Raw genomic sequence first — 26,321 nt, 5'->3', positions numbered from 1 at the left:
ACGCCCAACTATAAATTATTAATTGAGAAAATGAACCCCGATTTTATAAAATACCAGGCGCAAACTTCCCACCATCCGCTTGGAATGGAAGTTTCCCATGCCGAAGGTTCCTACATTTACGACACCAACAATAAAAAATACCTCGATTTTGTCGCTGGCGTTTCGGCCTGTACGCTCGGGCATAAAAACGAGCGCGTGAACAATGCGATCAAAAACCAATTGGACAAATATTCGCACGTCATGGTTTATGGCGAATATTCGCAAAGCCCAGCGGTGGAATATTGCAAATTACTGGCTTCGCTCCTGCCCGATTCGCTGAACAAAACATATCTCGTGAATTCGGGAACCGAAGCAACGGAAGGTGCTTTAAAACTCGCCCGGCGCGTGACCGGAAGAAGCCAGCTGATCTCGTGTTTCAACGCCTACCACGGCAATACGATGGGTTCGATGAGCGTCATGGGATTTGAAGAACGCAAGCAACCTTTTCGCCCGCTCGTTCCTGATGTGGATTTTATTACGTTCAACAACGAAGAAGATTTACAGAAAATTACGACAAAAACTGCCGGAATTATACTTGAAAGCATTCAGGGCGGCGCAGGTTTCATCGAACCGAAAAATGGGTTTCTTAGAAAAGTGCGAGAACGCTGTACCGAAGTTGGCGCGATGATGATCGTTGACGAAATCCAGCCTGGTTTTGGGCGTACCGGAAAACTGTTTGGTTTCGAAAACTACGATGCCGTTCCCGACATAATTATCATGGGAAAAGGCATGGGCGGTGGCATGCCCGTTGGCGCTTTTACCGCTTCGGCTGAAATGATGGATTTGCTGAGCGACAATCCGAAACTCGGGCACATTACCACTTTTGGCGGACATCCTGTCATTGCGGCAGCCTGCCTCGCGACTTTGCAGGAAATTTGTGAGACAAACCTCATGGGACAGGCATTGGAAAAAGAAAAACTCTTCAGGTCGCTTTTGGTACATCCTTTGATAAGCGAGGTGCGCGGCAAAGGGCTGATGCTCGCCGCGATGACGGCAGATCCCGAAATCACGAATCAGGTGATTTTGAGATGCCAGGACAAAGGGCTGATCTTATTTTGGCTGCTTTTCGAAGGTCACGCGATCAGGATCACGCCGCCACTGACGATTTCCGAAAACGAAATCCGCGAAGGCTGCGCGATAATCCTGCAAACGATGGATGAAATATTACAACAGACTTCTGTGAATCATTTGTAAATTTATTAGGAGCTATTCCGGCTTTGCGCTACAATCTTTTACCGGTTGAAAAAACCGGCAAAAGGATTTCCACTTCAATCCGGGCTAAAAGCCTAAGAATCAAAACAAAGATCATCGAAAACCCTGATTTTTTGTTAATTAAATTGTTCACAACAATAAAAAATCTTCCCATTACAGGAACCCTGTTTGCCTAATTTTATTTAGGATAATTTTAAAGAAAAATAGTATGCAACTAAGCAACGAAGAAGAAGACTATAACTTATCCTTATCAAAATTTGAGTCGATGTTGAAAACCAACAAAGTACTCTTCTTTGATTCCGAGGAATTCGAAGAAATCATTCTTCACTACCTCGACATGGGTAAGGCATCTTTAGCTAAGAAAGCCTTAAAATTAGCACTCGAGCAGCATCCCAAATCCACCGGACTCAAACTGGTGCAGGTAGAAATGCTGGTCTATGACGACAAGCTCGACCAGGCAGAAAAGCTCCTCAATGAGCTTTATGCGATTGAACCTACAAACGAAGAAATTTACATCCAGAAAGCCAGCATTTATTCCAAACGCGACAACCATGAAAAAGCGGTTGAGCTTTTAAATACCGCCTTGAAATACACCGATGATTATGCCGATGTGTACAATTTGATCGGTATGGAGTATTTGTTCATGGATAACCTCGAACTCGCGAAGGAAAACTTCATCAAATGCCTTGAAGAAGATACCGAAGACCAGGCTGCATTGTATAACGTCGTGTACTGCTTTGAATTCCTTGACCAGAACGAAGAAGCGATTAAATTCCTTGAAGATTACATTGATAAAAATCCGTACAGCGAAATCGCGTGGCACCAATGCGGCCGATTGAACTACGGACTCAAAAAATACGAAGAAGCGTTGCGCGCTTTTGATTATGCGACTTTGATCGACGACGAATTTATGGGTGCTTTCATGGAAAAAGCCAAATCGCTCGAAAGACTGAAACGCTACGAAGATGCAATTGAAAGCTACAACCGCACTATTGAACTCGACGACCCAACATCTTATGCTTTATTGCGAATCGGGAAATGTTATGAAAAACTCGGCAACAAAGTGATGGCACTGAAGTTTTTTAACAAAACGGTGCACGAAGATCCGCTTTTAGACAAGGGCTGGATAGCGATCACGGATTTTTATTTCCGGATGAAAAACTACCAGAAAGCATTGTTTTATGTCAATAAAGCATTGCACATCGACAACCAGAACCGCATGTACTGGAAACGGTATGCAACGATCAACAAGGAAATGAATTTCTTTGAAGAAGCAGAATTCGGTTACAGGAAAGCGGTGGAATTCGGGGATTCAGAATTAGACACCTGGTTGTTTTGGGTTGATATTTTACAATTTTTAGGCGAATTCGACACCGCAGTTCAAACTTTATTGCAATCGTCTGAATATTTCCCGGAAGCCTACGAAGTCGAATACCGATTGGCTGGATTGTATTACATCACGGGTGAAATCGAAAAAGGAAAATTCCATTTGAGCAATGCGTTACGACTGAGCTTTAACAATGTAAACATCCTTGAAGAACTGTTCCCAATTGTTTATGAGATCAAATCAGTGCAATCGATGATCACGAAATACAGAAGAAAACAATAATAGTTTTTCAGATTCAATATACAGCCGGAATTTCCGGCTGTTTTTATTTAGCAAATATATTTTAACCACGAATTTACACGAATAGATTTGTGTAAATTCGTGCAATTCGTGGCTGATTTACGACTACACTTTTATTAAATTTGCTTCATGGAACACAACGACAATCCCAAAAAATTATTCGGGCTTTTAGGACGAAACATCGATTATTCTTTTTCACGAAAATACTTTACCGAACGCTTTGAAAAAGACGAACAGCACGATTTTTCGTATGTGAATTTTGACCTTGCCGATATTTCCGAATTTCCATCCATCATTAAAAACAACCGAAATTTAAAAGGCCTGAATGTTACGATTCCGTACAAGGAAAGTGTAATTCCGTTTTTGGATAAAATGTCGGTGAATGCAGAGAAAATCGGCGCGGTAAACACGATTAAATTTACCAAAAAAGGCTATCTAAAAGGCTACAATACTGATTTTTACGGATTTAAAAAAGCGTTAAAACCATTACTTCAACCGCATCACCAAAAAGCATTGATACTTGGAACTGGCGGTGCTTCAAAAGGCGTGGCATTTGCGCTCGAGCAGCTTGGAATTTTGTATGCTTTCGTTTCCAGACAAGCCACGGAAAACACGATAGATTACAACCGGATCAACGCGACGACTTTCGACAATTACCAGATCATCGTCAATTGCACGCCAATTGGAACGAGCCCGGATATTGAGAAATTTCCCGATTTGCCATATCAATTCTTTACCGACAAGCACATCGCTTTTGACTTAATTTACAATCCGGAAGAAACGGCGTTTTTGAAGAAAGCGAAAGCCAATGGCGCAACAATTAAAAATGGTTATGACATGCTGGTATTTCAGGCAGAAAAATCCTGGAAGATCTGGAATGAATAATTGCATACTTACTCTTTGAGATCAGAATACTGCCTAGCCCGGATAGAAGCGAAAATCCTTTTTATTTTAGCGAGGCACGAGCAAAGTAAAAAGATTGCAGCGGATAGCCGGAACAGCTCCTAAAAATCCCCAACAAATCAATAATGGCTTTAAATTAAGCGTTTTGTTTTGAATTTTGGTGCGCCTTTACTAACTTACGCCCTCTTAATTTATAAACCTTACACATTTTACAAAATGTTAGAAGAAAAGAATGATAACCTGCATGATGCAGACGGAAATTTAAAGGAAACATCTCAGGAAGCTTCAAGCACTGATAACGAAACTGTTGCAGCGGAAACCACGCAATCTGAAAATGAGGAAACCACCGAATTTGTTGGTGAGATCATTGCTGAAGATGAAGCACAAAGCGAAGTGGCCGAAAATGCGGAAACCGCTGATTTTGTATCCAATTTAATTGCTGAAGATGAAGCAAAACAGGATGCTGTAGAGAATATTGACCCGAGCGATAGCGAAAAGTCGAAGCAAACCGCTGAATTCGTATCGGATGTGATTGAAGAAGATGAAGCAGAGGAAAATACTGCAGGCGGAAAAGCTGCGGCACTTGCAAAAGCAGAAGCTGCCGATGATGACAATATAATCGAGCTGACTCCAGAACAGGTTGCCGATGATTCTTTAGTCGTGGAGGATGACAGCATTTTTGCGATAAAAGCGATTTCTGATGCCAATGCGGAGGAAAGTGAAGACGAAACCGTGCGCCAAGAAATTCCGATGCTCGATTATGAAGCGCTTTCGATGGATGAACTCGTTGATGCGCTTGAAAAGCTGGTTTCGAACGAAAAAGTAATGGCTGTAAAAGACCACGTGGAAGAAGTCAAAAAATTTTTCCTGGCGAAATACCATCATTTTATCGAGGAGAAAAAAGACGAATGGCACGCTGAAAACCCAGATACTACCGAAGATTTCCATTATCATTTGCCGCTGAAGGTAAAATTTGACCAATTGTATTCGCAATACCGCGATATAAAAAATACGCATTTTAAAAGCCTGCAATCCAACCTTGACGAGAATTTAAAAACAAGATTGGCGATTGTTGAAGCGCTTAAAAACCTCATCAATCCGCAGGAAAATATTAAAGATACTTTAAAACATTTCAACGAATTGCGCGACCGCTGGAAAAATGCGGGCTCGATTCCGAAAGACAAATACAACCACGTTTGGAACAATTACCATTTCCATGTGGAGAATTTTTACGATTACTTACACTTAGACCGTGAAGCGCGCGACATCGACTTTAAGCACAACTTAGAGCTGAAGCAGAAAATCGTAGCACGTGTTGAGGAATTGGTCAACGAACCGGACATTAACAAAGCCTTCCGCGAATTGCAGGATTTGCACAAAATCTGGAAAGAAGACATTGGGCCGGTATCCCGCGAACACCGCGAGGAAATCTGGAACCGCTTTAGCGAACTGACCAAACAAATGCACGACAAACGCGAATCGCTGTTTGAAAAACTGCGCGCCGGGGAAACCGAAAACCTCGAAAAGAAAAAAGACATCATTGCAAAAATAGAGGTGTTGGCAACAGAAAAAGTCAATTCGCATGCGCTTTGGCTGGCCCAGATTGAAAAAGTCGAAGCGTTGAGAAATGAATTTTTCACGACTGGAAAAGTTCCGCCTGAAGTCAATGAAGAAACCTGGACAGCATTTAAAAACGGCGTTCGCAACTTCAATGCCTTAAAAAATTCGTTTTACAAAGACATTAAAAAAGACCAGAACGACAATTTAAACAGAAAACAGGCTTTGGTCGCGAAGGCAAAAGAATTGCAGGAAAGTACTGATTTTGCCGTCACGACGCCAATCATGAAACAAATCCAGGAAGAATGGAAACAGATCGGGCATGTGCCGAGAAAGTTTTCAGACAAACTTTGGGCAGAATTCAAATCGGCCTGCAACAGTTATTTTGAAAAACTGAAAGAATCGAAAAGCGAGGAAAATGCGGAAGAAGTCGAAGCGTTTGACAAGAAGAAAGAATACCTTGAATCGTTACGCGAATTTCAATTGACTGGCGAGCACAGAGCCGATCTTGATGCGATCAAAGCGCACATTGAAAACTGGAAAGGTTTTGGAAAAGTGCCTTTCGGCAGAAGACATATTGAAGGAAAATTCAACAAAATCCTCGATGCGCTTTTCGAAAAATTAAGCCTGAGCAAGAAAGAAACCGAAATGATGCGTTTCTCAAACCGTGTCGAGCAATTGGCAGGATCTGACGACAGCCGCAAGCTGGAAAACGAAAAAGTGTTTTTACAGCGCAAAATTGATGAAGTTCAGGGCGAAATTTTCCAACTGGAAAACAACATCCAGTTTTTCTCCAGTTCGAAAAATTCGAAAAAAGAAAATCCGATGATTGTGGAAGTGCGCAAAAGCATTGAAAGACATAAGGAAGAATTGGATACACTGAAGCAGAAATTAAAGCAGCTTAGGAATATCAACCAATAAATTTAAAGTCCCGGATTTCGGGGCTTTTTTTATACTGCACCTGAAACTTTAACTTTCAATTATAAAAAACCGTTCGGTTTAGGCGCTTTGAAAAGTTATATTTGCATCGATGGCATTTTTTAAAAAGATACTTGTTTTTTCAGCAATCGTTGCGGCGTTGTTTTTCATTTCGTATGAGAAGCAGATTTTAGTAATTGAGGTTACTTCTGAAAAACCGCAATCTTTTTATGGTGATGAAGGTTTGCATAGCCTGGCTTTCATCCAACCGCAGGCCGAACATCACGTGGTTTCTGAAAACAAAACCGGAAATGTTTTTTATGCCAAATGGTTTTCGAATCACATTGGTTTTAAACCCATTTTCAAGGTTTTAAATCCGTTTAAAACGTTCTTCTTGCAAGACGCGAACCGTTGTGAAAGCGTGTCGTTGCTCATTTTTCCTTTTCATTTTTTTTGGTGATTTTAGAATAAATTTTAGTTGGAGATTTTCTCTTTTTCCGGATTGACATGCTGTCGTTTCCGGAGTAAACTTTTATTCTTAACATCAAAAAAAATACAAATGGATACTTCAGTAACTATAATCGGACTCGTCATTATGGCTTTAATCGGCATTCCGTTATTCTATATGCTGCGCGCCAATGCGGCAAACAATGCAAAAATGAAAGCGATTTTCGCAAGGTTCAACAATTATCATTTCAGTCTCAGCGATACGCAAAATAAGAAGGCCCTTGCGGCAGACGAGAAAAACAAAGGCTTTATATTTGTTGATTTCAATGTCACTCCGGAAGAAGTACATTTCGTTGATCTCAGGGAAATCAGTACCGTAAAATTAATACAAACAACTGAAGGCAATTCGAATACCGTCGTTAAAATCGAATTTGAATTTCTGCACAAACAAAATCAGAAAAAACAACATATCCCGTTCTATAAAATAGAAAACGACCAGATTGGGCAGGTTTACCTGTATGAAGACCAGCAGCTGGCGAAAAAATGGGAACAATTGATTACCAATACGCTTTTATCTTAATTATTTAATTCAGGGAAAGAGGTTCGAAAGAGCCTCTTTTTTTTGCAAAAAAAAGCCATCCCAAATGGAATGGCCTTTTCTCTCAAAAATATAAAAACTACTTTATAATAATCTTCCGGCTTGCGCCGTTGTTGGCTTTGATCAGATAAATTCCTTTTGAAAGGCCTGAAACATTCAGGAAAGAAGCATTTGCTTTTTCAGCGATAAATCTTCCCGACAAGTCGTATAATTTGGCATCAATCGGTTTGCTGAAATACACAATTCCGTTATTTACTGGATTTGGATAAACTGCAAATGCCTCTTTTGAATCAAAATTATTGGCATTTAAAACATCATTGTTGATTTGGTACACACTAATCGTCGCGCTGACTTCATTGGCCATAACCACCAAACCTTTATCCACCGGGCTGTCGGCTGGCTTTACATAAATAATTCCTTCCGGGCCAAGGTCGCCGCCAACGCTTCCAATAGTTCTATTGTTGTTGTACGAAACAAAAACAGGAGCGACCGGATTTGTAACGTCATAAGTCATGACACCGCCAACGCGTTCCAAAGTAATGAAAGCATACGTTTTTCCGTTGATTTCACCAACCGTAATTCCTTCCGGTTCCGGGCCTTTATTGTCGCTGCGGTTTTTAAAATTGCTGTTGTCGTTGCTGGCATTAAATAAAGCACCAAATACCGGATCGGCTGCCGTGATTCTTTCAAAATCGTCTCCGCTGTCATAAACTAAAGTTCCTGTTGTTCCGTTCCAGATGCTGAAAGAACGTGCACCAAAAGTGTGGATTTCATCAAAATCGCCATCACCATCTAAATCTCCCGATTGGTTTGTAACTGCTAATCTTCCAAGATTGGTGTTCTTTTTCAGTAATGCTGCATTTGGGAAAACGGTCGGATCAAGAACATAATCGGCATCGCCAACTTTTACTTCTTCTTCCATATTGTCATATTCGCGCGCGTCGCCCTCATTTGCAGTTACCAAATAATTTGTTCCGCCAACGCTATAATTTGCAATCGCATCGGGCATGTACATTCCTTTTATTGGCCAGGCCGACATGAATATTTGTCCGTTCTGATCGGATGCATCCAATGCATTTCTGGCAATACTATGGTCTTTTGTTCCCAATGGAATAATCGAAGTCACCTGATTCGTTGCCAGATTTACGACTGCAAGTGCATTGTTTTCCTGAAGTGTCACCCAAGCCGTTTGATTGTCGGCAGCAATCGTAATATATTCTGGCTCGAAATCCTGTGAAACACTTGCATTTGGGCCAAAAATCCTAACTCCTGCTGCTTTTAACGCTGCTTTTTGCGAATCGTATGCATTAAAATTAATCGTAGTCACATTCGCCTGGGTAATGTTTGCCAAACCTGCAGACACGTCAATGACGGAAATGCTTCCTTCGGGATCGATTGAATAATCTGAATTCGGCTGGCCTTCATTGGCAGTCAGCACTTTAGTTCCGTCATGCGTAAATGTTATCATATCGGGCAAAACGCCGGCATTTACGACTCTTACATTTTCACCGTTTATGTCCATGAAAATGACTTTTCCATTTTCGAAATTGGCGCCTTCAACCGTTGCGGCAACGATGCCATTTTTGTAAGAAACACTGGTCGCTCCTATTCCGTAAGCTGACATATCCAAAGTATTGATTTGTGTAATGGCTGACGGATTTGAGAAATCAAGAATGTTGATCTTAGTTGCAGTCGAGTTCAATACAAACAATCGTTGAGAAACCGGATCATGGGCTACGATTTCTGCCGATCCATTGGCGTCGACTACATAACTGCTTAAAAAATTAATATCAAGTGCGCCGGAAGCCGTTGGAGCCGATTCTTCATCGTCCAAAATATAAATGACTTTCGATTTGATTCCGCCCAAAGTCGCGCCTGTCGGATTTGACAATTCCAAAACAAAGAATTTATCTTTTCCGGCAATAGTATTATTGATAACAGGAATGTTTACAATTACAGCCGTAGTTGAATTTGCAGGAAAAGTGATTGTCTGTAAGGTAAAATCATAATCTGTTCCTGAAACTGCAGTTCCGGATCCTGAAACCGCTGAAACTGTCGCGGTAACAGCTGTTGAAGCTGCATTTGAAATCGTTACATTCACTGCAATTGTACCTGAATTTTCATTTGCGAAAGCATATTCGGTATCAAATGAAATTGATGAAGCGACGTTTGGTGCGTAAATTCCCGGAGAGGCAAACACATCCACACCTAACGATTGCCCGACCAAATGTATCGCCGGTGCCCAGTTGTTTCCGTCGTTTAAATTTCCGTTGGGGTTTAAAAGTTCCAATGATGGGCCGTTTCCATCCGGGCTTAAAGGCCATGGCGCGGCATCGTCATAAGCAATCTGTGAAATAATAGCATCTTGTGAATTCAGGATTTGCAGCATTTCGCCGCCATTTCCCAAAGCGTTGATGATTCCCTGTGGCATGTCTAAAAAGGAAACGCCGTAAAATGCATCAGCTGATGTTTTGTCATTTGCCAATAAAACGGTTGCATTTGCAGCTAAATTCATTTCTGGAAATTCAAAAGTAAAATTGCCTTCGTCCTTGACTTTGATTCCGCCAATCGCTAAAGCAGCTGTTGTATTGTTGTAAATTTCCAGGAATTCAAGCTGATTTGAATTTGCCGAAGGCGCATTGTACATGATTTCTGTAATGACCAAACCCGATGTCAATCCGTTAAAATACAAAAACGGACTTTGATATGCTTCCATCACATTTTCGGCAAGGTCAGAAACATTCGCAACATCTAAATTATAGCCAATTCCCGAAGCAAATCCTGCATGTGTAATCGTAACTTTATGCAAAGCAGCATCGTAAACGGCATTTGTAATATCCAAACCTGGAGAAATTTCATAGCTTGATATCGCATTTGCAGAAGCAACCGTTACATCTTCGGAAAAAATAATTTCAATCGTATTTGCAGAAGTTACTTTCACAGAAGCTACCGACGGTGCGGTTGCATCACCCGAAGAAATCACGAATGAATCCAAATTAAATGGAAGATCGGGATTTGTACCATTGTTATGATCATCGGCAACAGTATCTTCCAATTGCCATTGCGCCATCGAGCCGAGTTGCGCCAGATAACCATTTCTGTCCAATCCTGATCTTGGGCCGTTGTATTTGGCCATATCTGTACCTTCAGTAAGTAAAACTGCAGTCGTTCCTGCGGCAAGTCCAGAATTTGTTAAAGTTCCGAAACCGGAAGATGAATTTGAAATCGCAGCCAACATCGTTGTGACTGTTCGCGGCGCAGTTCCTAAAAAGGCAAACATCGCATCGCCTGAAGCCGACAATCCGCCTGCATTGTTTAATGAAATGGTTCCCAATGATGGCGCAATCGCAGCGCTTAAATTGTTGATAGAAATGACGGTTCCGGCTGGAATGACAGCACTTCCTGATGTCCAGGTAAAATCGCCTTCATCGGTTCCGAAAGCCGTTCCATTCCATTCGGAATCGCAAAAATAAATGCTGGTGTTTGCTGGAATGTCCTTGAAAGTGACAAACGCGACATCATCGTCGCCATCGGCATTAAACCCGACAAACGCAATATCGCCGGGATTCGTGAGCTGTGCGTGGCTGATTCCCATGGCACACAGCGAAAAGAGCATTGTAATTTTGAATTTCATAATAAATTGTTGTGTTGTTGAATAAGCACGCAATTTATTACTACACTTTCTGAGAACGATTAACGCAAGTTTACCGTTCGTTTACCAAAACTAATTTTAAAGTTTAATTTAATGTTAGGATGTGAATTTTAGGGAAATTACAGTTTTTTGGCTTCGTTCCAAAAGACATCCATTTCGGCTAAAGACATATCCGATAAGGGTTTTCCGAGTTCACCTGCTTTGCTTTCGAGGTATTGAAAGCGTTTGATGAATTTTTTGTTCGTGCGTTCAAGCGCATCTTCCGGGTTTACATTCAGGAATCTGGCGTAATTGATCATTGAAAATAAGACGTCTCCGAATTCACTTTCAATTTTATCTTGGTCTTTAGCTTCGACTTCGACCTGCAATTCATTTAATTCTTCCTGCACTTTATCCCAAACCTGCTGCGGTTCTTCCCAGTCAAATCCGACACCTTTGACTTTATCCTGGATTCGGGAAGCCTTTACAAGTGCTGGCAGACTTTTCGGGACGCCTTCCAAAACGGATTTTTTGCCTTCTTTGAGTTTGAGTTTTTCCCAGTTTTGCTTCACTTCTTCTTCATCTTTGACTTCGACGTCGCCATAAATGTGCGGATGGCGGTAAATGAGTTTTTCGCAGATTTCGTTGCACACATCGGCAATATCGAAATCATTGGTTTCACTTCCGATCTTCGCGTAGAAAACAATGTGAAGCAATAAATCACCGAGTTCCTTTTTGACTTCGGTTAAATCATTATCCAAAATTGCATCGCCCAGTTCATAGGTTTCTTCAATCGTTAAATGGCGTAAAGTCTGCAAGGTTTGCTTTTTGTCCCACGGGCATTTTTCGCGCAGGTCGTCCATGATGTTTAACAAACGTTCGAAAGCCTGGAGTTGGAGTGTTCTTGAATTCATCGAAATTGATTTTAGGTAAAAATAAGAAATCCTGCCGCGAAAAACCATCGGGCAGGATTAAATCTATAATTGAAAAAATTATTTTTTCGCTTCGATCACTTCTTCGGTTACTTCTTCTGTTGCAGCTTCATTTTTAACAGGTGCTTCTTTCGAAACCAAGCCTTTAGCCTGAAGAATGTTGTACCAGTTCAGCACTTTTTTAATGTCTGATGGGTATACGCGGTCTTCGTCATAATCAGGTAAAATCTCTTTAAAATAAGCGATCAACGTTGCATTGTCTTCTTTATGCGAAATCGCCGGCCCATTGTCTTCTTTGATTGCGATGTTGCGCATGACTTCTGCTAAGGGTTTTTCTTCAGAATTGGTGTACATCGAAATTTCCGATAGCAAACTCACGTTGCTTCGCAATCCAACCGTTACTTTTTTTCCGTCAGCCAATGATTCTGCTACAAAACCTGTACGCGTTTGAACTTTTAGTGCATATAAACCCGGTTTTCCGGAAATCGCTAAAATCTTTTCTAAATTCATTTTTTTAAATTTATTGAGTATGTTTTTTTTTATCTTCCTTTTTTTGCAGCAAACTTCATCTTATAATCCGGGCGCGCTTTGCCTTCCATGATGTTCTGAAGTTTCTTTTTGATGAGTTGTTTTTTGAGTGACGAAATTTTATCGGTAAACAAAATTCCTTCGATATGGTCGTATTCGTGCTGGATGACGCGGGCAATCAACCCGTCGAAAACTTCCGTTTTTTTGTTGAAATCCTCGTCGAAATATTCAATCGTGATTTTTTCATTTCGGTAAACGTCTTCGCGGACTTCCGGAATGCTTAAACAGCCTTCGTTGAAACCCCATTCCTCGCCTTCTTCTTTCAGCATTTTTGCGTTGATGAATGTACGCTTGAAGCTTTTGAGTTCGTCCTGTTCGGTTTTTTCCAGATCTTCATCGTCACTAAATGGCGTTGTATCAATCACGAAAAGACGGATCGAGAGGCCAACCTGCGGCGCTGCAAGTCCGACTCCGTATGCATTGTACATGGTTTCATACATGTTTGCAATCGTTTCTTTCAGGTTTGGATATTCGGGTGAAACTTCAACTCCGACCTTTCTTAGCACCGGGTCGCCATATCCTACAATTGGTAAAATCATCTTTAAATATATTAAGATCCCGCGGTCAAAATCCGAAAAATATCGAACACAGGTTGGCAAAAATAACGAAAAAATAATCAAAGCATTATGCGAAGTTAAGATTTGGCAAATTTTTACAATTTTATCATAAAACGACAAATTTTGCTGTGGATTAAACAGGCACAATGTGTAACTTTGTTAACAACGCCTCCCGAATGATAGACCAGGTTAGAAAATTTACCGACAGTACGAATTTCAACAACGCGCTTAAAGTTACCCTTGCTTCAGTTATCCCTGTTTTTATAGCTTCCTACCTGGGTCATTTTGAGATCGGGTTTACGGTTGCCATTGGCGCATTTCTTACCTATCCGAGTGATATTCCGAGCAATTTGAAACACAAAGTCAACGGAGTTTTAGTCGCTGCATTGATCGTTTCAGGCTGCAATTTGCTAGTCAATGTGCTGCATCCTTTTCCTTATATATTGTATCCGGTGATTTCGGTGGTGATTTTTTTTCTGTCGATGATTTCAGTTTACGGGCATCGGGCGAATATGGTTTCGTTCTCCGGATTATTGGCGACAGCGCTGGCTTTCGGGCATGTTCATACCGGCTGGGAAATGTTTCAGAACTCTGGTTTGATCCTTCTTGGCGGATTGTTTTATTTGTTGATTTCACTGTTGTTTCACTTCGTCAGGCCGCACCGTTATGTCGAATTGCAGATGGCCGAATGCATTAAGCTGACTTCAAAATACCTGAAATTACGCGGTGATTTGTGGAATATTGATGCAGATCGCCCGAAAATCATTGAAAAACAATTGCATTTGCAGGTCGAACTCAATACGATCCAGGAAAACATTCGCGAAGTATTGATCAGAAACCGCCCGGATACTGGAAGTTCGAACCAAAACAGGAAAATGCTGCTCGTTTTTATTTCATTGGTCGAAATCATGGAACTCGCATTATCGACTTCCTTCGACCACAGCAAATTGCAGGAAAAATTCAGTGGCCATCCAAAAGTTCTGGCGACTTACCAGCACTTAGCATACAATCTTGCAGCAACCTTAAAACAATTGTCCAAAAGCATCGAAAACAAAAACCAATACATTTCAAAACATTCATTGATCAAAGACCTGGAAAACCTTGAGAATGTTATTTTGGAATATGCGAAAGCGACCGGAGAAACCGAAAATTCTGAAGGCGTTTGGATGCTGACAAACATGGTGCATTATGCAGAAAAGCAAATTGAAAAAATTAAAGTCGTAGAACGTGCTTTTATTTCGGCTGTGAGTTTACAGGATTTGAAAGGACGCGATAAAGATCTGGATAAATTGTTGGCGCCGCAATATTATCCGTGGAGTACTTTCAGGGAAAATTTAAGTTTTTCGTCAACAAATTTCAGGCATTCACTGCGGTTGACGATTACGATTTTAATCGGATTTTTGATCGGAGCGCTATTTCCTTTACAAAATATCTATTGGATTTTACTCACGATTGTCGTGATCATGCGGCCGGGCTACGGATTGACGAAAGAACGTTCATACCATAGAATTTTCGGAACCATTGTCGGCGGATTGATTGCGTTTGCGATTCTGAGCGTCGTTCACAATCACATTGCCATTGGGACTTTTGCGATTATTGCCATGATTCTGGGCTTTACTTTTACCGCTGTAAATTATAAAATCGGGGCAACTTTCGTAACGATTTATGTCGTTTTTGTGTATGGATTGCTGACGCCCGATATTACGAATGTGATCCAGTTCCGGATTCTCGATACCGTTGTTGGCGGTGGCTTGGCCTTTATCGCGAACTACTTTTTCTGGCCGTCCTGGGAATTTTTGAACATGCGCGTGCATCTGAAAAAATCAATTGAAGCCAACAGAAATTATGTCGAGCAGATTTCAATTTTCTACAATAAAAAAGGCGAAGTCACTATAGCTTACCGAAGTGCGCGAAAAAATGCTTTTATCGAAGTTTCGAATTTAATGGCATCATTCCAACGCATGTCGCAGGAACCAAAATCCAAGCAGAAACAGTTGCCGCAACTTTATAAACTGGTTGTTTTAAACCACAGCATGCTATCCTCATCGGCTTCATTAGGAACGTATATCCAATCACACAAAACCACGAATGCTTCCGAAGCTTTTAATGTCGTAATCAAAACCGTGGTTAGAAATTTAAACGATGCAATTGCCGTTTTGGAAGCCAAAGCGAATCACAGCGAACTCATTCCAGAAGTCAAAGAAGATGTTGCGTTGCGTTTTACCGAACTAAAAAACATCCGTGCCAAAGAGTTAAAAGAAAGCCATTTATACGATCCTGAAGAATTTCAGCAGAAAATGCAGGAGGCGCAATTGGTCATCGAACAACTCGTTTGGCTAACGAATTTATCTGAAAATATCTTTAAAAGCTCGATGAAATTGCAGGACAATTAAACCGGCAAAACCTCAGGACAACAAAGGTATTTGATGGTTTTTGTAACGCCCGATTCGTTGTTGCTGAATTGAGTTACAAATGAAGCGGCTTCTAAAATTTCAGGATGTGAATTTTTCATCGCATAACTGAATTTTGCAGTTTCCATCATTTCGAGATCGTTCAAAAAATCCCCGAAAACCAGCGTTTCATCAAATGAGATATTAAAATCTTTCTGGAGTTGTTTAATTGCTGTTCCTTTATTCGCAGACAAATTGGTAATGTCAAGCCAGATTTTTCCCGAAATCGCTACTTTAAAATCCTTTTCGAAATCGCTATAATACGTATAGCTGTTTTTTTCAGAATCTCCAAAATCGCATAAGGTTACTTTGAGGATTTCATCTTCGACTTGCGTTAAATCGCCAACGATTTCAAGTCTTTTGTAATATTTCCTGACTTCATCCAGAAAAGCGACATCTGTATTTTCAACATACGCGCTATCTTTACAGCACAGAACCAGAAATGCATTTTTGATTTTTCGGCCCACTTTAATCAGTTGAATTGCATCCGACTTTTTCATCGTGTCGAGATGAATCACATCATTTTTATAAACAACATACGTTCCGTTTTCGGCACAAAAAACAATCGAATCACGGATATCGAAAAACTCCTCGAGCAATGTATAATATTGGCGTCCGCTGGCTACGCAAAACAATATGCCTTTTTGCTGCAACCGTTCGAGCACTTCAAAAAAATCGGCAGGCAATTTTTTCTGGTCGTCTAGCAAGGTGCCATCCATATCGGCAACTACTAATTTGATCATTAATTGACGAGTTTTAAAACTTCGGCGGTATGCTGCCTGATTTCAGATAAAAATTCAGGTTTGTCGTTCAGCGTTTGTCCGTACGACGGAATCATCGCTTTTAATTTTTGCTGCCATTCGGGAGAATTGACTTGTTCGCCGAAACATTTCTTCAGCAAATCGAGCATGATCGCAGCCGCAGTTGAAGCGCCCGGGGAAGCGCCGAGTAAAACAGCCAATGAACCGTCGGCTTTGGTGACAACTTCTGTCCCAAATTCGAGAATTCCTTTTCCGTTTTCATCTTTTTTGATGACCTGAACGCGTTGTCCGGCCGTTTCTAATTCCCAGTCTTCCATTTTCGCTTCGGGAACGTATTCGCGTAATGCTTCGAGTCGGTCTTCGGAAGATTGACGCACCTGGTCGATTAAATATTTGGTCAACGGCAAGTTGTGGAATCCTGCTGAAAGCATCGGAATTACATTATTGGCTTTGATCGAAAGCGGCAAATCGAGATACGAACCGTTCTTTAAAAATTTGGTTGAAAAACCGGCGTAAGGTCCGAACAACAATGCTTTTTGTCCGTCGATCATGCGGCTGTCAATATGCGGAACCGACATCGGAGGCGCACCAACCGATGCTTTTCCATACACTTTTGCAAAGTGCTTTTCGATGACTTCGGGATTCGTGCATTTAAGCCATTGTCCACTTACCGGAAATCCGCCGAAACCGCTGCCTTCCGGAATATCGGCTTTTTCGAGTAAAGGCAATGAACCGCCGCCTGCACCGATAAATACAAATTTGGTGCGTACTTTTTTTATTTCTCCATTTGATAAATCTTTGATCTTGATTTTCCATTCGGTTGTCGTAGTGGCTTGTTTAAGTTTTTCGACTTCGTGGTGAAAATGCATCGTCACGCCGTCAAGCTGTTGCAGATGCGCAAACATGCTTCTGGTGAGTTCGCCGAAATTGACGTCGGTGCCAATTGGCATATAGCTTGCCGCGAGTTTTTCATCTGCCTGACGGCCTTCCATAACCAACGGCATCCAGGAAACCAATTGCTTGAATTCGGTGCTGAATTCCATTTTTTTGAACAGGTTTTCCTTTTGAAGTGCTTCGAAACGTTTGGTTAAATAGTCGACATTTTCTTCGCCCCAGACAAAACTCATGTGCGGAATGCTGCGGATGAAATTTTCGGGAGAAGAAACGAGGCCGTTTTGCACGAGAAAACTCCAGAACTGGCGTGAGATTTCGAATGATTCGGCAATTTTGACGGCTTTTTCGGTCTGGATCGAGCCATCGGCATTTTCGGGTGTGTAGTTGAGTTCGCAGAAAGCTGAATGTCCGGTTCCTGCATTATTCCAGGCGTCTGAGCTTTCTGCCGCAGCAGAATCGAGCCTTTCAAAAATTTCAATGTTGATGTTGGGTTGCAGTTCTTTGAGAAGTACGCCGAGCGTTGCGCTCATAATTCCGGCGCCTATCAGGACTACGTCGGTGTTGTAGCGAGTCGTGTCAGTCATGGCAGTAGTTTAATGCCGCAAAGATACTGAGAATCTGTGTTACCGTTTTATTAAATCTGAATAAAAACAGGACAAATTACGATAACGTTTTAGAAGTTAAATCTTACTAAATCATATACCGCGTGAGATAATCGCGCAGCATAATCGTGGCCGAAATTTCGTCGATCAACGCTTTATTTTTGCGTTGGTTTTTCTTCAATCCGCTGTCGATCATGGTTTGGAAAGCCATTTTGGAAGTAAATCTTTCGTCTACGCGAACGACTTTCATATCGGGAAAAGTTTTTTTGAATTTTTCTACGAATGCTTCGATGACCGGCGTGCTTTCTGAAGGTTCGTTGTTCATTTGCTTGGGTTCGCCGATGAGGACTTTTTCGACATTTTCTTTCGAAAAATAATCTTTTAAAAAAGCAATTGCGGTTTCAGACGGAACGGTTGTCAATCCTGAAGCGATGATTTTAAGTTCATCTGTAATGGCAATTCCGGTGCGCTTTTGCCCGTAATCGATGGCGAGGATTCTTGGCATTTTTTATTTCAAAGGTAACTGCTTTGCCAGAATTTTATTTGATGATAACTACTTTTTTGCTGATAAATATTCCGTAGTCTTCTGCGACAGCGGCAAATTTTTGAAACTCCGATTTGTTGACTTTATCAATAAATGACAGTTGAATGTGCACTTCATCTTTCTTCACGGTGCGCTGCCACGCTCCTTTTACAAATCCGTTCTGGATCATTAGCGGTTTGAAAATCCCGTAACCGGCGATTACTTTTTTATAATGCGAAGTGTCCATTGATGCGCTTCGGTCTTTGTAGGCGATCAGGAATTCGTCAAAAGCCGGAAGAAAATGGATGGTGTCATCAGGTTTCGATTCTTTGAAATTGCCGGTGAAATAGTACGTTTGGTTTTCTTTGGTAAACTGATTGAATTTGTTGGAATTCAACTCCACTCCTTTTCGTGCTTTCGTTAATGTCAAACCCGACCACCAGCAAAAATCAGGAATTGTGGCCGGCCCGCGGCTGTTGAAGTATCTGAAAGTTAATTCTGCTAAAGCTCCATCACCTGAAAATGATGCATGTTTCTTAATGGTTTCATCGATCAGCGAATACGTAAATTGCTTTCCTTTATTGATGCCGCTGCAAACCAGGCCTGAAAGTTCGGCGTCGAACATAATATGCGTGGAGCGCCATTCGTCGGTCCTGATGCCGTTTTCGGATAAAATGAGCATGATTTCCTTTCTGGTCAGATGGTTGTTTCCCGACAATGATTTTTCGATAATCTTTCGTGCTTTCGCCAACAATTCATCGGTCAATTCGAGTTTTTGGTTGTAACTGTTGACGATTCTTTTGACATGCGGCGCCGTTAGATCAAGCATCCACCGCAAATCCTCGGCGGCAACAAAATGCCAGGTTGGACGTAAAATATGGGTTCTGAGGATGGTGCCTTTTTCGAGTGCCTGATCTACATCGGCTTCGGCTAAACCCGGAATACGCGCACCGATTGCCCATTTCGCCATAGCAAAATCCTGTGCCTGGATGGCGCCAAGATATGAAAGCAACTTTTCGAGATATTTGAATTTTGAATCTGTAATTTGCTGATTGACTAACCGTTGTGTTGCAATCTGATTGTTTGAAAGTGCTTCCATAATTACTTGTTTTACTGTTTTTTTCTCTTTTTAAATTCAAAATCATATAACATCTTGCCAAGTTGCTTCGCCTCTTCTTCTGTAATTCTTTTTTCTTGCTCAGCAGGAACAATTACATCAGTAACATATTCAAATTCGATTCTTCCCCTAATTTTCCCGCGATCCAGTATCTTCCTCAATTTATCTTCTCTTTGATAATCAAGTTTTTGCCTTTCAAGTTCTTTCCAAAAATATTCAACTTCTTTTCCTGCACCTTCCTGGAAATAAGTAAATACATGTTCTATATCATATTTTAAAGAAGCCATTTTCTTAAAAAAATCATCGCGGTCAAACAGGCGGCGCTGCCATTCTTTGTAGCATTGAATAATCCAATCTTTATCTTTCAAATCGCTTTTATCAAAAGCTCTGACAGCAATATCTATGGCTTTTGACAGCTTTATTACTTCATCATTGTAATTTTTTCTAATTTTCATTTTTTACGGTAGATGTGATGCAGTGATTACGCAAATATCCACAAATTATGCGATACTGGAAATCCTGCAAATGATAGTCAAAGTCCTGTAACGCAAAACGTCTGTTTTGAACTGAAATTTGTATGAGAAGTTTCAAACGAAACCCAACCTAAAACAACACGATCATGGACACGAATAAAAACAACACAAGCGACGAATCTGATAATGATTTTCCGGGTTATCCGCATTATCCTGCCAGCGAAGACATTTACAGACAGGGCAAAGAGGAAACCGAAATCGATCCCGAAGACCCCACACAGCTCAAAAAAAATGATCCCGCGGGAACAAAAAACGAAAAAGATTTTGAAGAAGACGTTTCAGGAAATGACCTTGACATTCCGGGCGCCGAATTAGATGACGAACAAGAAGAAATAGGAAGCGAAGATGAAGAAAATAATAGCTATAGCATTGGTGGTGACAATCACAATGATCTGGAAGAAGACGATCCTGATAAGTTATGATTTCAGGAGATTGCTGACGATGCTGGGTTATTAAATCGGGCTGTTTTTTAGTCAGAAAAATTGTAAGAAATTTTGGATTCAATATTGCCAAATTGGTAATTTGAATCCTTTTTTTTGACTATTTGTTAAATTTTTCATGCGGATTTAAAAGTATTTGCGTTATTGCGGCGTCAAACAACAAACGAAGTACATGAAATTTAAACTGCCGCTATTCTTTTTTACCTTACTTTTTTCAACTGTCATTTTTGCTCAGGATAAGATTTACACTTTTAATGAAATCCAATCGAGAAACAGTTTGCAACAATGGGAAAAAGGAGAAATTATCGGCGACCGCATCGTGCATTTTTCACCAAGTGAAATCAGTGTGAACATCGATAAAGACTACCGTTTGAGCATTATTTCAAAAACATCGCTTCCCGATAATGGCGTGATTTATCTCTGTAAAGATGAAAAGTCAAATCCCGTAACCGTGATGTTATTTGACAACATCAAAATGTACCTTTACAACAAAACGAAGCGGTATTTGATCAATTTTAATCCCGCCAGCATCTTGGCTTCTGCGAATTAATTTTCATTTTTGCCTCTCTTTTTTCCGAACAGTTTTTGCTTCCCGTTGACAGTTTCATAAATTGCGGTTATATTTGCTAAAATTCTTAACCGATGAACCACTTACGCCCAATTATAGAAGCCGCATGGGAAAACCGCGCTTTATTATCTGAAAACGAAACCATTACCGCGATCCGAAAAGTCGTAGACTTACTCGACGAAGGCATTTTTCGCGTGGCCGAACCTACACTTGACGGCTGGCAGGTAAACGAATGGATCAAAAAAGCAGTCGTGCTTTACTTCCCGATCCAGAAAATGGAAACATTTGAAGTCGGCATTTTCGAGTACCACGATAAAATCCCGTTGAAACGCGGCTATGCCGAAAAAGGAATCCGTGTCGTGCCAAATGCTGTGGCCCGACATGGCGCATACATTTCTAAAGGTGTCATTTTAATGCCGAGTTACGTAAATATCGGTTCTTATATCGGCGAAGGAACAATGGTCGATACCTGGGCTACCGTTGGAAGCTGTGCCCAAATTGGGAAAAATGTGCATTTGAGCGGCGGTGTTGGCATTGGCGGCGTGCTTGAACCACTGCAAGCTGCTCCTGTGATTATTGAAGACGGCGCTTTTATCGGATCGCGATGCATCGTTGTGGAAGGCGTTCGCGTAGAAACCGAAGCCGTGCTTGGCGCGAATGTTTGCCTGACTGCATCTACAAAAATCATCGATGTGACCGGGGAAACGCCAGTTGAGATGAAAGGCATTGTTCCGGCGCGCTCTGTCGTAATTCCGGGAAGTTATACCAAAAAATTTGCAGCGGGTGAATTCCAGGTTCCGTGTGCGCTGATCATTGGCAAACGCAAACCATCAACCGATCTTAAAACATCGCTAAATGATGCTTTGAGGGAATATGATGTGGCTGTTTAGTATCCAAAATTAAATCCGATAGATGTTCAATTTCTACAGTTTACTTAAACTTCTTGCGAAAAGAATTGCTTTAATTTTTATTTGTTACCAATTTTGCCGCATCTTTTTTTTGTGGTACAACTGGAAGAATTTTACAAATGTCGACTTCAAGGCATTTGCAGGCGGAATGTTATTCGACTTGTCTGCGATTGGATTCATCAATATAATTTTTATCATCCTGCATCTTTTTCCAGGCGGTTTTAAGTACAAACCGAAATACCAGAAAGGACTGAAAATTGCTTTTTATGGCGTGAATCTTTTCTTTCTGGCTTCCAATTTTGTCGATTTTGAATATTACAAATTTACGGGCAGAAGAAGCTCTTTCGGGTTGATCACAGCGCGCGGGATGGAGCACGAAATCCTCGGGCTTTTGCCGTCGTTCCTGAGGGAGTTCTGGTATTTGCCAATTGGTTTCATCGCTTTTTCGATGATTTTATGGGGTGCCATGTCGAATGCATTAATTGTATTTCCGACAGAAAAACTCACGAAGAAAGAAAAAACCAAACAAATCGGGATTTTAGTGCTAGCCCTTGTGTGTGGACTAATCATGCTTCGCGGCGGATTCGGAAAAAAACCTTTGCGGATTGTAGACGCGATCAATTATGCAACGCTTGGGAATTCTGCCATCGTTCTGAATACGCCATTTACAATCATCCGGACCATGGGAAAGCACGAAGGAATTGTGGATCCCAAATTTTATCCAAAAGAAGCACTTGATAAAATTTTCAATCCTGAAATTCGAACCAATCCAGCAATTCCCCCAATTAAAAAGAATGTAGTCATTTTGATCCTTGAAAGTTTTGGTTATGAAAACATTCATTTGGGTTACACGCCATTTTTGGATTCGCTGATTACAAGATCGCTGTATTTTAAAAACGGGTTTGCGAATGGAAAAGTATCGATCGATGCCGTGCCTTCTACCCTTTCGAGCGTTCCGAGTTTGATGAACAATCCGTTGATCTCATCGGGATATTCCTTAAATGAAGTGTACGGACTTCCGAAAATATTCAAAAAACAAGGCTATTCCACCTCCTTTTTCCACGGTGCTTTCAATGGAAGCCAGAATTTTGACCAATATTGTAAAGTCGCAGGATTTGAGCAATATTATGGCAAAAGCGAATATCCGTACCACAATCCTGAAGCTTTTGATGGCCGCTGGGGCGTATTTGACGAAGAATTTTTACAGTTTTTCTGCGACAAACTCACATCATTCAAAAAACCGTTTTTCTCGACTTTATTTACCATTTCTTCGCATACTCCTTTCATCATGCCTGAAAAATACAAAGGAAAATTTCCGAAAGGCACGACTAAAATCCATGAAACCATTGGTTATACCGATGCTTCGCTACGAAAATTCTTTGCCAAAGCGAAAAAACAGGATTGGTACAACAACACTTTATTTGTGCTTACCGCCGATCATACCTCGCCTTTCGGGGAAGGAAAATACCAGAATAATGTAGGGAAATTCCGCATTCCGATTTTGTTTTTCGATCCGTCAAACCCTGATTTGAAAGGCGTTAGCGAGAAGAATTTCCAGCAAATCGACATTTTACCGAGTATATTGGATTATCTGAAAATCAAAGACAATGTGGTAAGTTTCGGAAAGCCTTACAGCTCAGATAAAAACTTCGTCGTCACTTATATTGACAACATTTACAACTACATCAATGACGATTATTACCTTGCTTTTGATGGAAATAAATCGGTTGGGCTTTACAATTTCAAGAAAGATCCGTTCCTGAAAAACAACTTACTCGATTCTGAAAAAGCAGTTGCGGCAAACATGGAAGCCTTCATCAAAGCCTACATCCAGTCTTTCAACGAGCGATTGATCAACAACCAGTTAACGATAAAATCAAAGTAAGTTTCATGAAGATTCTGGTAATCCAACAAAAAATGATCGGCGACGTCCTGGTGAGCAGCATTATCTGCAACAACCTCAGGCGTGCTTATCCCGATGCCCGGATCGATTACCTCGTTTATGAATCGACAACCCCGGTTTTAAACTGCAACCCGAATATCGATAACATTATCTTATTCCAGGAAAAGCACAAAAACAGCAAACGCGCCTTTTTAAAACTGGCTTTACAGATCAGAAAAGAAAAATACGATTTGGTCATTGATGCCTATTCAAAACTTGAAAGCTGGGCAATCGTACTATTCAGCGGTGCTAAGCGAAAAATATCCTATAAAAAACCTGGGCGGAATTTTTTGTATACCGATAATGTTCCGTTTGCAATGTTCCCCAAAACGAATATGGGACTTGCGATTGAAAGGCGTTTGTCCTTATTGAAACCGCTGCATTTAGACATTGAAATCGATCCGCTTCCAAAGCTTTTTGTCACCGATGAAGAAAATCGCAAGGCGCTTGAGTTGTTTGAAAATCACGGTGTAAAAAAAGACCGGAAAACAGTGATGGTGAGCCTTTTGGGAAGCGAGCCGCTTAAAACCTATCCGCCGGAATTCATGGCGGCTGTTGTTGACCAAATCGCTAAAAATGACGTCAATATCTTTTTCAACTATTTCCCGTCGCAACTCAATGAAGCCAAAAATATTTATGATGCCTGCCAGCAAAAAACGCAGCAAAAAGTTTATTTCGATTTGCTTGGAAATGACCTTCGATCGTTTATCGCAATCATGAACAATTGCGATTTGATTGTTGGTAATGACGGCGGCGCGATCAATATGGCGAAAGCATTGGGCAAACCTTCATTTATCATTTTTTCACCTTGGATCGAAAAGAAAATCTGGGCGACTTTTGAAGACGGCATCCATCATATTTCGGTACACTTGCAGGAATTCAGGCCCGAATTGTTCGAGAAGTTATCCGAAAAAGAAATCAAATACAAAACCCCGGAATTGTATCGGGAATTCAAACCCGGATTGTTTTCAGACAAACTAAATGGCTTTTTGCAACTCAATTTAAGCTTATCCGAATCAACAATTTTATTAAAAGCTGTTGATGTTAAATTGCCGTTGAGTGCGCTGATCATCACATATAATGAGGAAAAACACATCAACGACATCATGCACGACCTCGATTTTACCGATGAGATTATCGTTGTCGATTCGTTTAGTTCAGACAAAACTGTAGCGCTTGTAAATGGTTTTGAAAAGGCAAAACTCATCCAGAACAAATTTGTCGATTATACGTCCCAGCGGAATTTTGCCATACAACATGCCGCCAACCCATGGATTTTATTCATTGATGCCGATGAACGCCTGACCGATGCACTCAAAGAAGAAATCATCGAAACGATCCAGAAAAGAGACGCGAACAGTGCATATTTATTTTACCGGACGTTCATTTTTGAAGACAAAAGGCTTCGTTTTAGCGGCTGGCAGACGGATAAAATTTTCAGGCTTTTCCAGAAAGACAAAGCGCATTATACGATCGAAAGGCTCGTTCACGAAAAATTAGCAGTCGACGGAACCATCGGAAAACTCAAAAACAGGCTCGTCCATTTTTCATATACCGATTATGAATCTTATAAGGGAAAAATGGTCAGTTATGGAAAATTCAAGGCTAAAGAGGAATTTCTCAAAGGCGTGAAACCCAATTTTTACCATTTTTACCTGCATCCGGCATACAAATTTTCGTACCAGTATTTTGTAAGGCTTGGGATTCTTGACGGAAAAAAAGGAGTTATCATTTGCTACCTGAATGCGCTGAGTGTTGTGGTCAGGTATCGGGAACTTAAGAAAATGCGGACTCAAAAATAATTATTTCCAGAACTTCAGCATTTTTTTCATCTTGATTTTGTTGTGGAATTTTACCTGAAAGTCATTGGTGTAAAACCACATTTTCTCAAAAATTTCAGCTTCGCTCCAGTCGCTTAGTTTCGCATATTCATTGGCCATTACCTTTACCATTTCTTTCTTCGGGGTAAGCCTCGAGAGGTTTTTCATGCGCTGGTCAAAATCAAGCGTGTGAAATTCCATCCGGTTTAAATCTACCAGAAAAAAAGCATATTGGCTTTCAGAAACTTTTTTGATCAAAGTATTTCCCGGCGAATGGTCTAAAAATTCGATGCCTTTTTCATGCAGTTCGAAACAAAAACGAACAAACTGCCTTAAAATGTTGTCGTGATCGGGAAAATTCGGGATTTCTACGAGTTCGCGAAAAGTAAGCTCGGCATCCAAATGTTCACTGATGTAATAACTGTGCTGAAGCCCGATTGGTGAAAAATGCTCTTCAAATGCGATGGGTTGCGGTGTCCCGATTCCGTTTTGCAGTAAAATATTGGCATATTCATAGGAACGACGTGCCTTTGATTTCCTGAAAAACTTATAGGCGATCTGGTTGACCAGGTTTGGAACTTTGAACGATTTGATGTTTATTGGCCTTCCGCCAAGTTCAAAAAGCTTGATCTTATTGCGCTTTCCATCACCGAAAAGTATACCCGAAGTATCGAAATTTTCAATAAACCCTGACAAATCAGATTGGTATTTCGTGAACTCGGGATGTATGGTGATAGGCATCAAATAGATTTAT

22 protein-coding genes are annotated in these 26,321 nt (G+C 40.9%); 12 read left to right on the top strand and 10 right to left on the bottom strand.

Annotated elements, in window-relative coordinates; translation table 11 throughout:
• Nucleotides 1-30: 30 nt before the first annotated feature.
• The 6 genes from BLS32_RS07375 to BLS32_RS07350 all read left to right on the top strand — a co-directional run bounded on the left by BLS32_RS07375 (nucleotide 31) and on the right by BLS32_RS07350 (nucleotide 7,283).
• The gene (locus tag BLS32_RS07375; RefSeq protein WP_091394680.1) at nucleotides 31-1,233 is read left to right on the top strand and encodes an aspartate aminotransferase family protein; all 1,203 of its coding nucleotides are present in this window, start codon (nucleotides 31-33) and stop codon (nucleotides 1,231-1,233) included.
• 226 nt (nucleotides 1,234-1,459) lie between these two features.
• Nucleotides 1,460-2,860, top strand: a complete 1,401-nt coding sequence (locus BLS32_RS07370; protein ID WP_091393484.1) for a tetratricopeptide repeat protein — start codon at nucleotides 1,460-1,462, stop codon at nucleotides 2,858-2,860.
• A 147-nt stretch (nucleotides 2,861-3,007) separates the two neighbouring features.
• On the top strand, nucleotides 3,008-3,763 hold the full coding sequence (locus BLS32_RS07365; RefSeq protein WP_091393481.1) for a shikimate dehydrogenase family protein: 756 nt from the start codon (nucleotides 3,008-3,010) through the stop codon (nucleotides 3,761-3,763).
• Nucleotides 3,764-3,997: 234 nt separating this feature from the next.
• Complete coding sequence (locus tag BLS32_RS07360; protein WP_091393478.1) at nucleotides 3,998-6,259, top strand: DUF349 domain-containing protein; 2,262 nt, start codon at nucleotides 3,998-4,000, stop codon at nucleotides 6,257-6,259.
• A gap of 109 nt (nucleotides 6,260-6,368) precedes the next feature.
• Complete coding sequence (locus BLS32_RS07355) at nucleotides 6,369-6,716, top strand: hypothetical protein (protein WP_091393475.1); 348 nt, start codon at nucleotides 6,369-6,371, stop codon at nucleotides 6,714-6,716.
• 99 nt (nucleotides 6,717-6,815) lie between these two features.
• Nucleotides 6,816-7,283, top strand: coding sequence for a hypothetical protein (locus BLS32_RS07350; protein WP_091393472.1), 468 nt, complete (start codon nucleotides 6,816-6,818; stop codon nucleotides 7,281-7,283).
• A 97-nt stretch (nucleotides 7,284-7,380) separates the two neighbouring features.
• Here BLS32_RS07350 and BLS32_RS07345 read toward each other — a convergent pair whose 3' ends face one another.
• The 4 genes from BLS32_RS07345 to def form a co-directional block, all read right to left on the bottom strand.
• Nucleotides 7,381-10,935 carry a choice-of-anchor I family protein gene (locus BLS32_RS07345; protein WP_091393469.1) on the bottom strand — a complete coding sequence of 1,185 codons (3,555 nt, stop codon included), beginning with the start codon at nucleotides 10,933-10,935 and terminating at the stop codon, nucleotides 7,381-7,383.
• A 137-nt stretch (nucleotides 10,936-11,072) separates the two neighbouring features.
• Nucleotides 11,073-11,846 (bottom strand): nucleoside triphosphate pyrophosphohydrolase, encoded by a 774-nt coding sequence (gene mazG, locus BLS32_RS07340; protein WP_091394677.1) that lies wholly within the window; start codon nucleotides 11,844-11,846, stop codon nucleotides 11,073-11,075.
• A gap of 78 nt (nucleotides 11,847-11,924) precedes the next feature.
• On the bottom strand, nucleotides 11,925-12,374 hold the full coding sequence (locus BLS32_RS07335; protein ID WP_091393468.1) for a DUF5606 family protein: 450 nt from the start codon (nucleotides 12,372-12,374) through the stop codon (nucleotides 11,925-11,927).
• A gap of 29 nt (nucleotides 12,375-12,403) precedes the next feature.
• The gene (gene def, locus BLS32_RS07330) at nucleotides 12,404-12,991 is read right to left on the bottom strand and encodes a peptide deformylase (RefSeq protein WP_091394674.1); all 588 of its coding nucleotides are present in this window, start codon (nucleotides 12,989-12,991) and stop codon (nucleotides 12,404-12,406) included.
• Nucleotides 12,992-13,185: 194 nt separating this feature from the next.
• Here def and BLS32_RS07325 point away from each other — a divergent pair, with 194 nt between their 5' ends.
• Entirely contained in the window at nucleotides 13,186-15,402 is a 2,217-nt protein-coding gene (locus tag BLS32_RS07325) for an FUSC family protein (RefSeq protein ID WP_091393465.1), read from the top strand.
• Here the strand turns inward: BLS32_RS07325 and BLS32_RS07320 are convergent.
• The 5 genes from BLS32_RS07320 to BLS32_RS07300 all read right to left on the bottom strand — a co-directional run bounded on the left by BLS32_RS07320 (nucleotide 15,399) and on the right by BLS32_RS07300 (nucleotide 19,811).
• Nucleotides 15,399-16,202, bottom strand: a complete 804-nt coding sequence (locus BLS32_RS07320) for an HAD family hydrolase (protein WP_091393463.1) — start codon at nucleotides 16,200-16,202, stop codon at nucleotides 15,399-15,401. The genes BLS32_RS07325 and BLS32_RS07320 overlap by 4 nt on opposite strands.
• Nucleotides 16,202-17,698, bottom strand: a complete 1,497-nt coding sequence (locus tag BLS32_RS07315) for a malate:quinone oxidoreductase (RefSeq protein WP_091393460.1) — start codon at nucleotides 17,696-17,698, stop codon at nucleotides 16,202-16,204. Before BLS32_RS07315 ends, BLS32_RS07320 begins: the two co-directional genes overlap by 1 nt.
• A gap of 106 nt (nucleotides 17,699-17,804) precedes the next feature.
• The gene (ruvX, locus tag BLS32_RS07310) at nucleotides 17,805-18,221 is read right to left on the bottom strand and encodes a Holliday junction resolvase RuvX (protein ID WP_091393457.1); all 417 of its coding nucleotides are present in this window, start codon (nucleotides 18,219-18,221) and stop codon (nucleotides 17,805-17,807) included.
• A 34-nt stretch (nucleotides 18,222-18,255) separates the two neighbouring features.
• Nucleotides 18,256-19,338 carry a winged helix DNA-binding domain-containing protein gene (locus BLS32_RS07305; protein ID WP_091393456.1) on the bottom strand — a complete coding sequence of 361 codons (1,083 nt, stop codon included), beginning with the start codon at nucleotides 19,336-19,338 and terminating at the stop codon, nucleotides 18,256-18,258.
• An 11-nt stretch (nucleotides 19,339-19,349) separates the two neighbouring features.
• Nucleotides 19,350-19,811 carry a hypothetical protein gene (locus tag BLS32_RS07300; RefSeq protein WP_091393453.1) on the bottom strand — a complete coding sequence of 154 codons (462 nt, stop codon included), beginning with the start codon at nucleotides 19,809-19,811 and terminating at the stop codon, nucleotides 19,350-19,352.
• 164 nt (nucleotides 19,812-19,975) lie between these two features.
• Here BLS32_RS07300 and BLS32_RS07295 point away from each other — a divergent pair, with 164 nt between their 5' ends.
• The 5 genes from BLS32_RS07295 (at nucleotide 19,976) to BLS32_RS18810 (ending at nucleotide 25,549) form a co-directional block, all read left to right on the top strand.
• On the top strand, nucleotides 19,976-20,311 hold the full coding sequence (locus tag BLS32_RS07295; protein ID WP_091393452.1) for a hypothetical protein: 336 nt from the start codon (nucleotides 19,976-19,978) through the stop codon (nucleotides 20,309-20,311).
• A gap of 190 nt (nucleotides 20,312-20,501) precedes the next feature.
• Complete coding sequence (locus tag BLS32_RS07290) at nucleotides 20,502-20,879, top strand: hypothetical protein (RefSeq protein ID WP_091393448.1); 378 nt, start codon at nucleotides 20,502-20,504, stop codon at nucleotides 20,877-20,879.
• Nucleotides 20,880-20,971: 92 nt separating this feature from the next.
• Nucleotides 20,972-21,787 carry a 2,3,4,5-tetrahydropyridine-2,6-dicarboxylate N-succinyltransferase gene (locus BLS32_RS07285; RefSeq protein ID WP_091393445.1) on the top strand — a complete coding sequence of 272 codons (816 nt, stop codon included), beginning with the start codon at nucleotides 20,972-20,974 and terminating at the stop codon, nucleotides 21,785-21,787.
• Between the two features lie 22 nt (nucleotides 21,788-21,809).
• Nucleotides 21,810-23,690: an LTA synthase family protein gene (locus BLS32_RS07280; RefSeq protein WP_091393442.1), complete on the top strand. Its 1,881-nt coding sequence runs from the start codon at nucleotides 21,810-21,812 to the stop codon at nucleotides 23,688-23,690.
• A gap of 5 nt (nucleotides 23,691-23,695) precedes the next feature.
• Nucleotides 23,696-25,549 carry a glycosyltransferase family 9 protein gene (locus BLS32_RS18810; protein ID WP_307725612.1) on the top strand — a complete coding sequence of 618 codons (1,854 nt, stop codon included), beginning with the start codon at nucleotides 23,696-23,698 and terminating at the stop codon, nucleotides 25,547-25,549.
• Here BLS32_RS18810 and BLS32_RS07265 read toward each other — a convergent pair whose 3' ends face one another.
• The gene (locus BLS32_RS07265) at nucleotides 25,550-26,308 is read right to left on the bottom strand and encodes a lipopolysaccharide kinase InaA family protein (RefSeq protein ID WP_091393440.1); all 759 of its coding nucleotides are present in this window, start codon (nucleotides 26,306-26,308) and stop codon (nucleotides 25,550-25,552) included.
• Nucleotides 26,309-26,321 lie beyond the last annotated feature (13 nt).

It is taken from the genome of Flavobacterium noncentrifugens (genome assembly GCF_900100375.1).
GTDB lineage: Bacteria > Bacteroidota > Bacteroidia > Flavobacteriales > Flavobacteriaceae > Flavobacterium > Flavobacterium noncentrifugens.
This window is presented reverse-complemented; position numbering and strand designations above follow the sequence as displayed.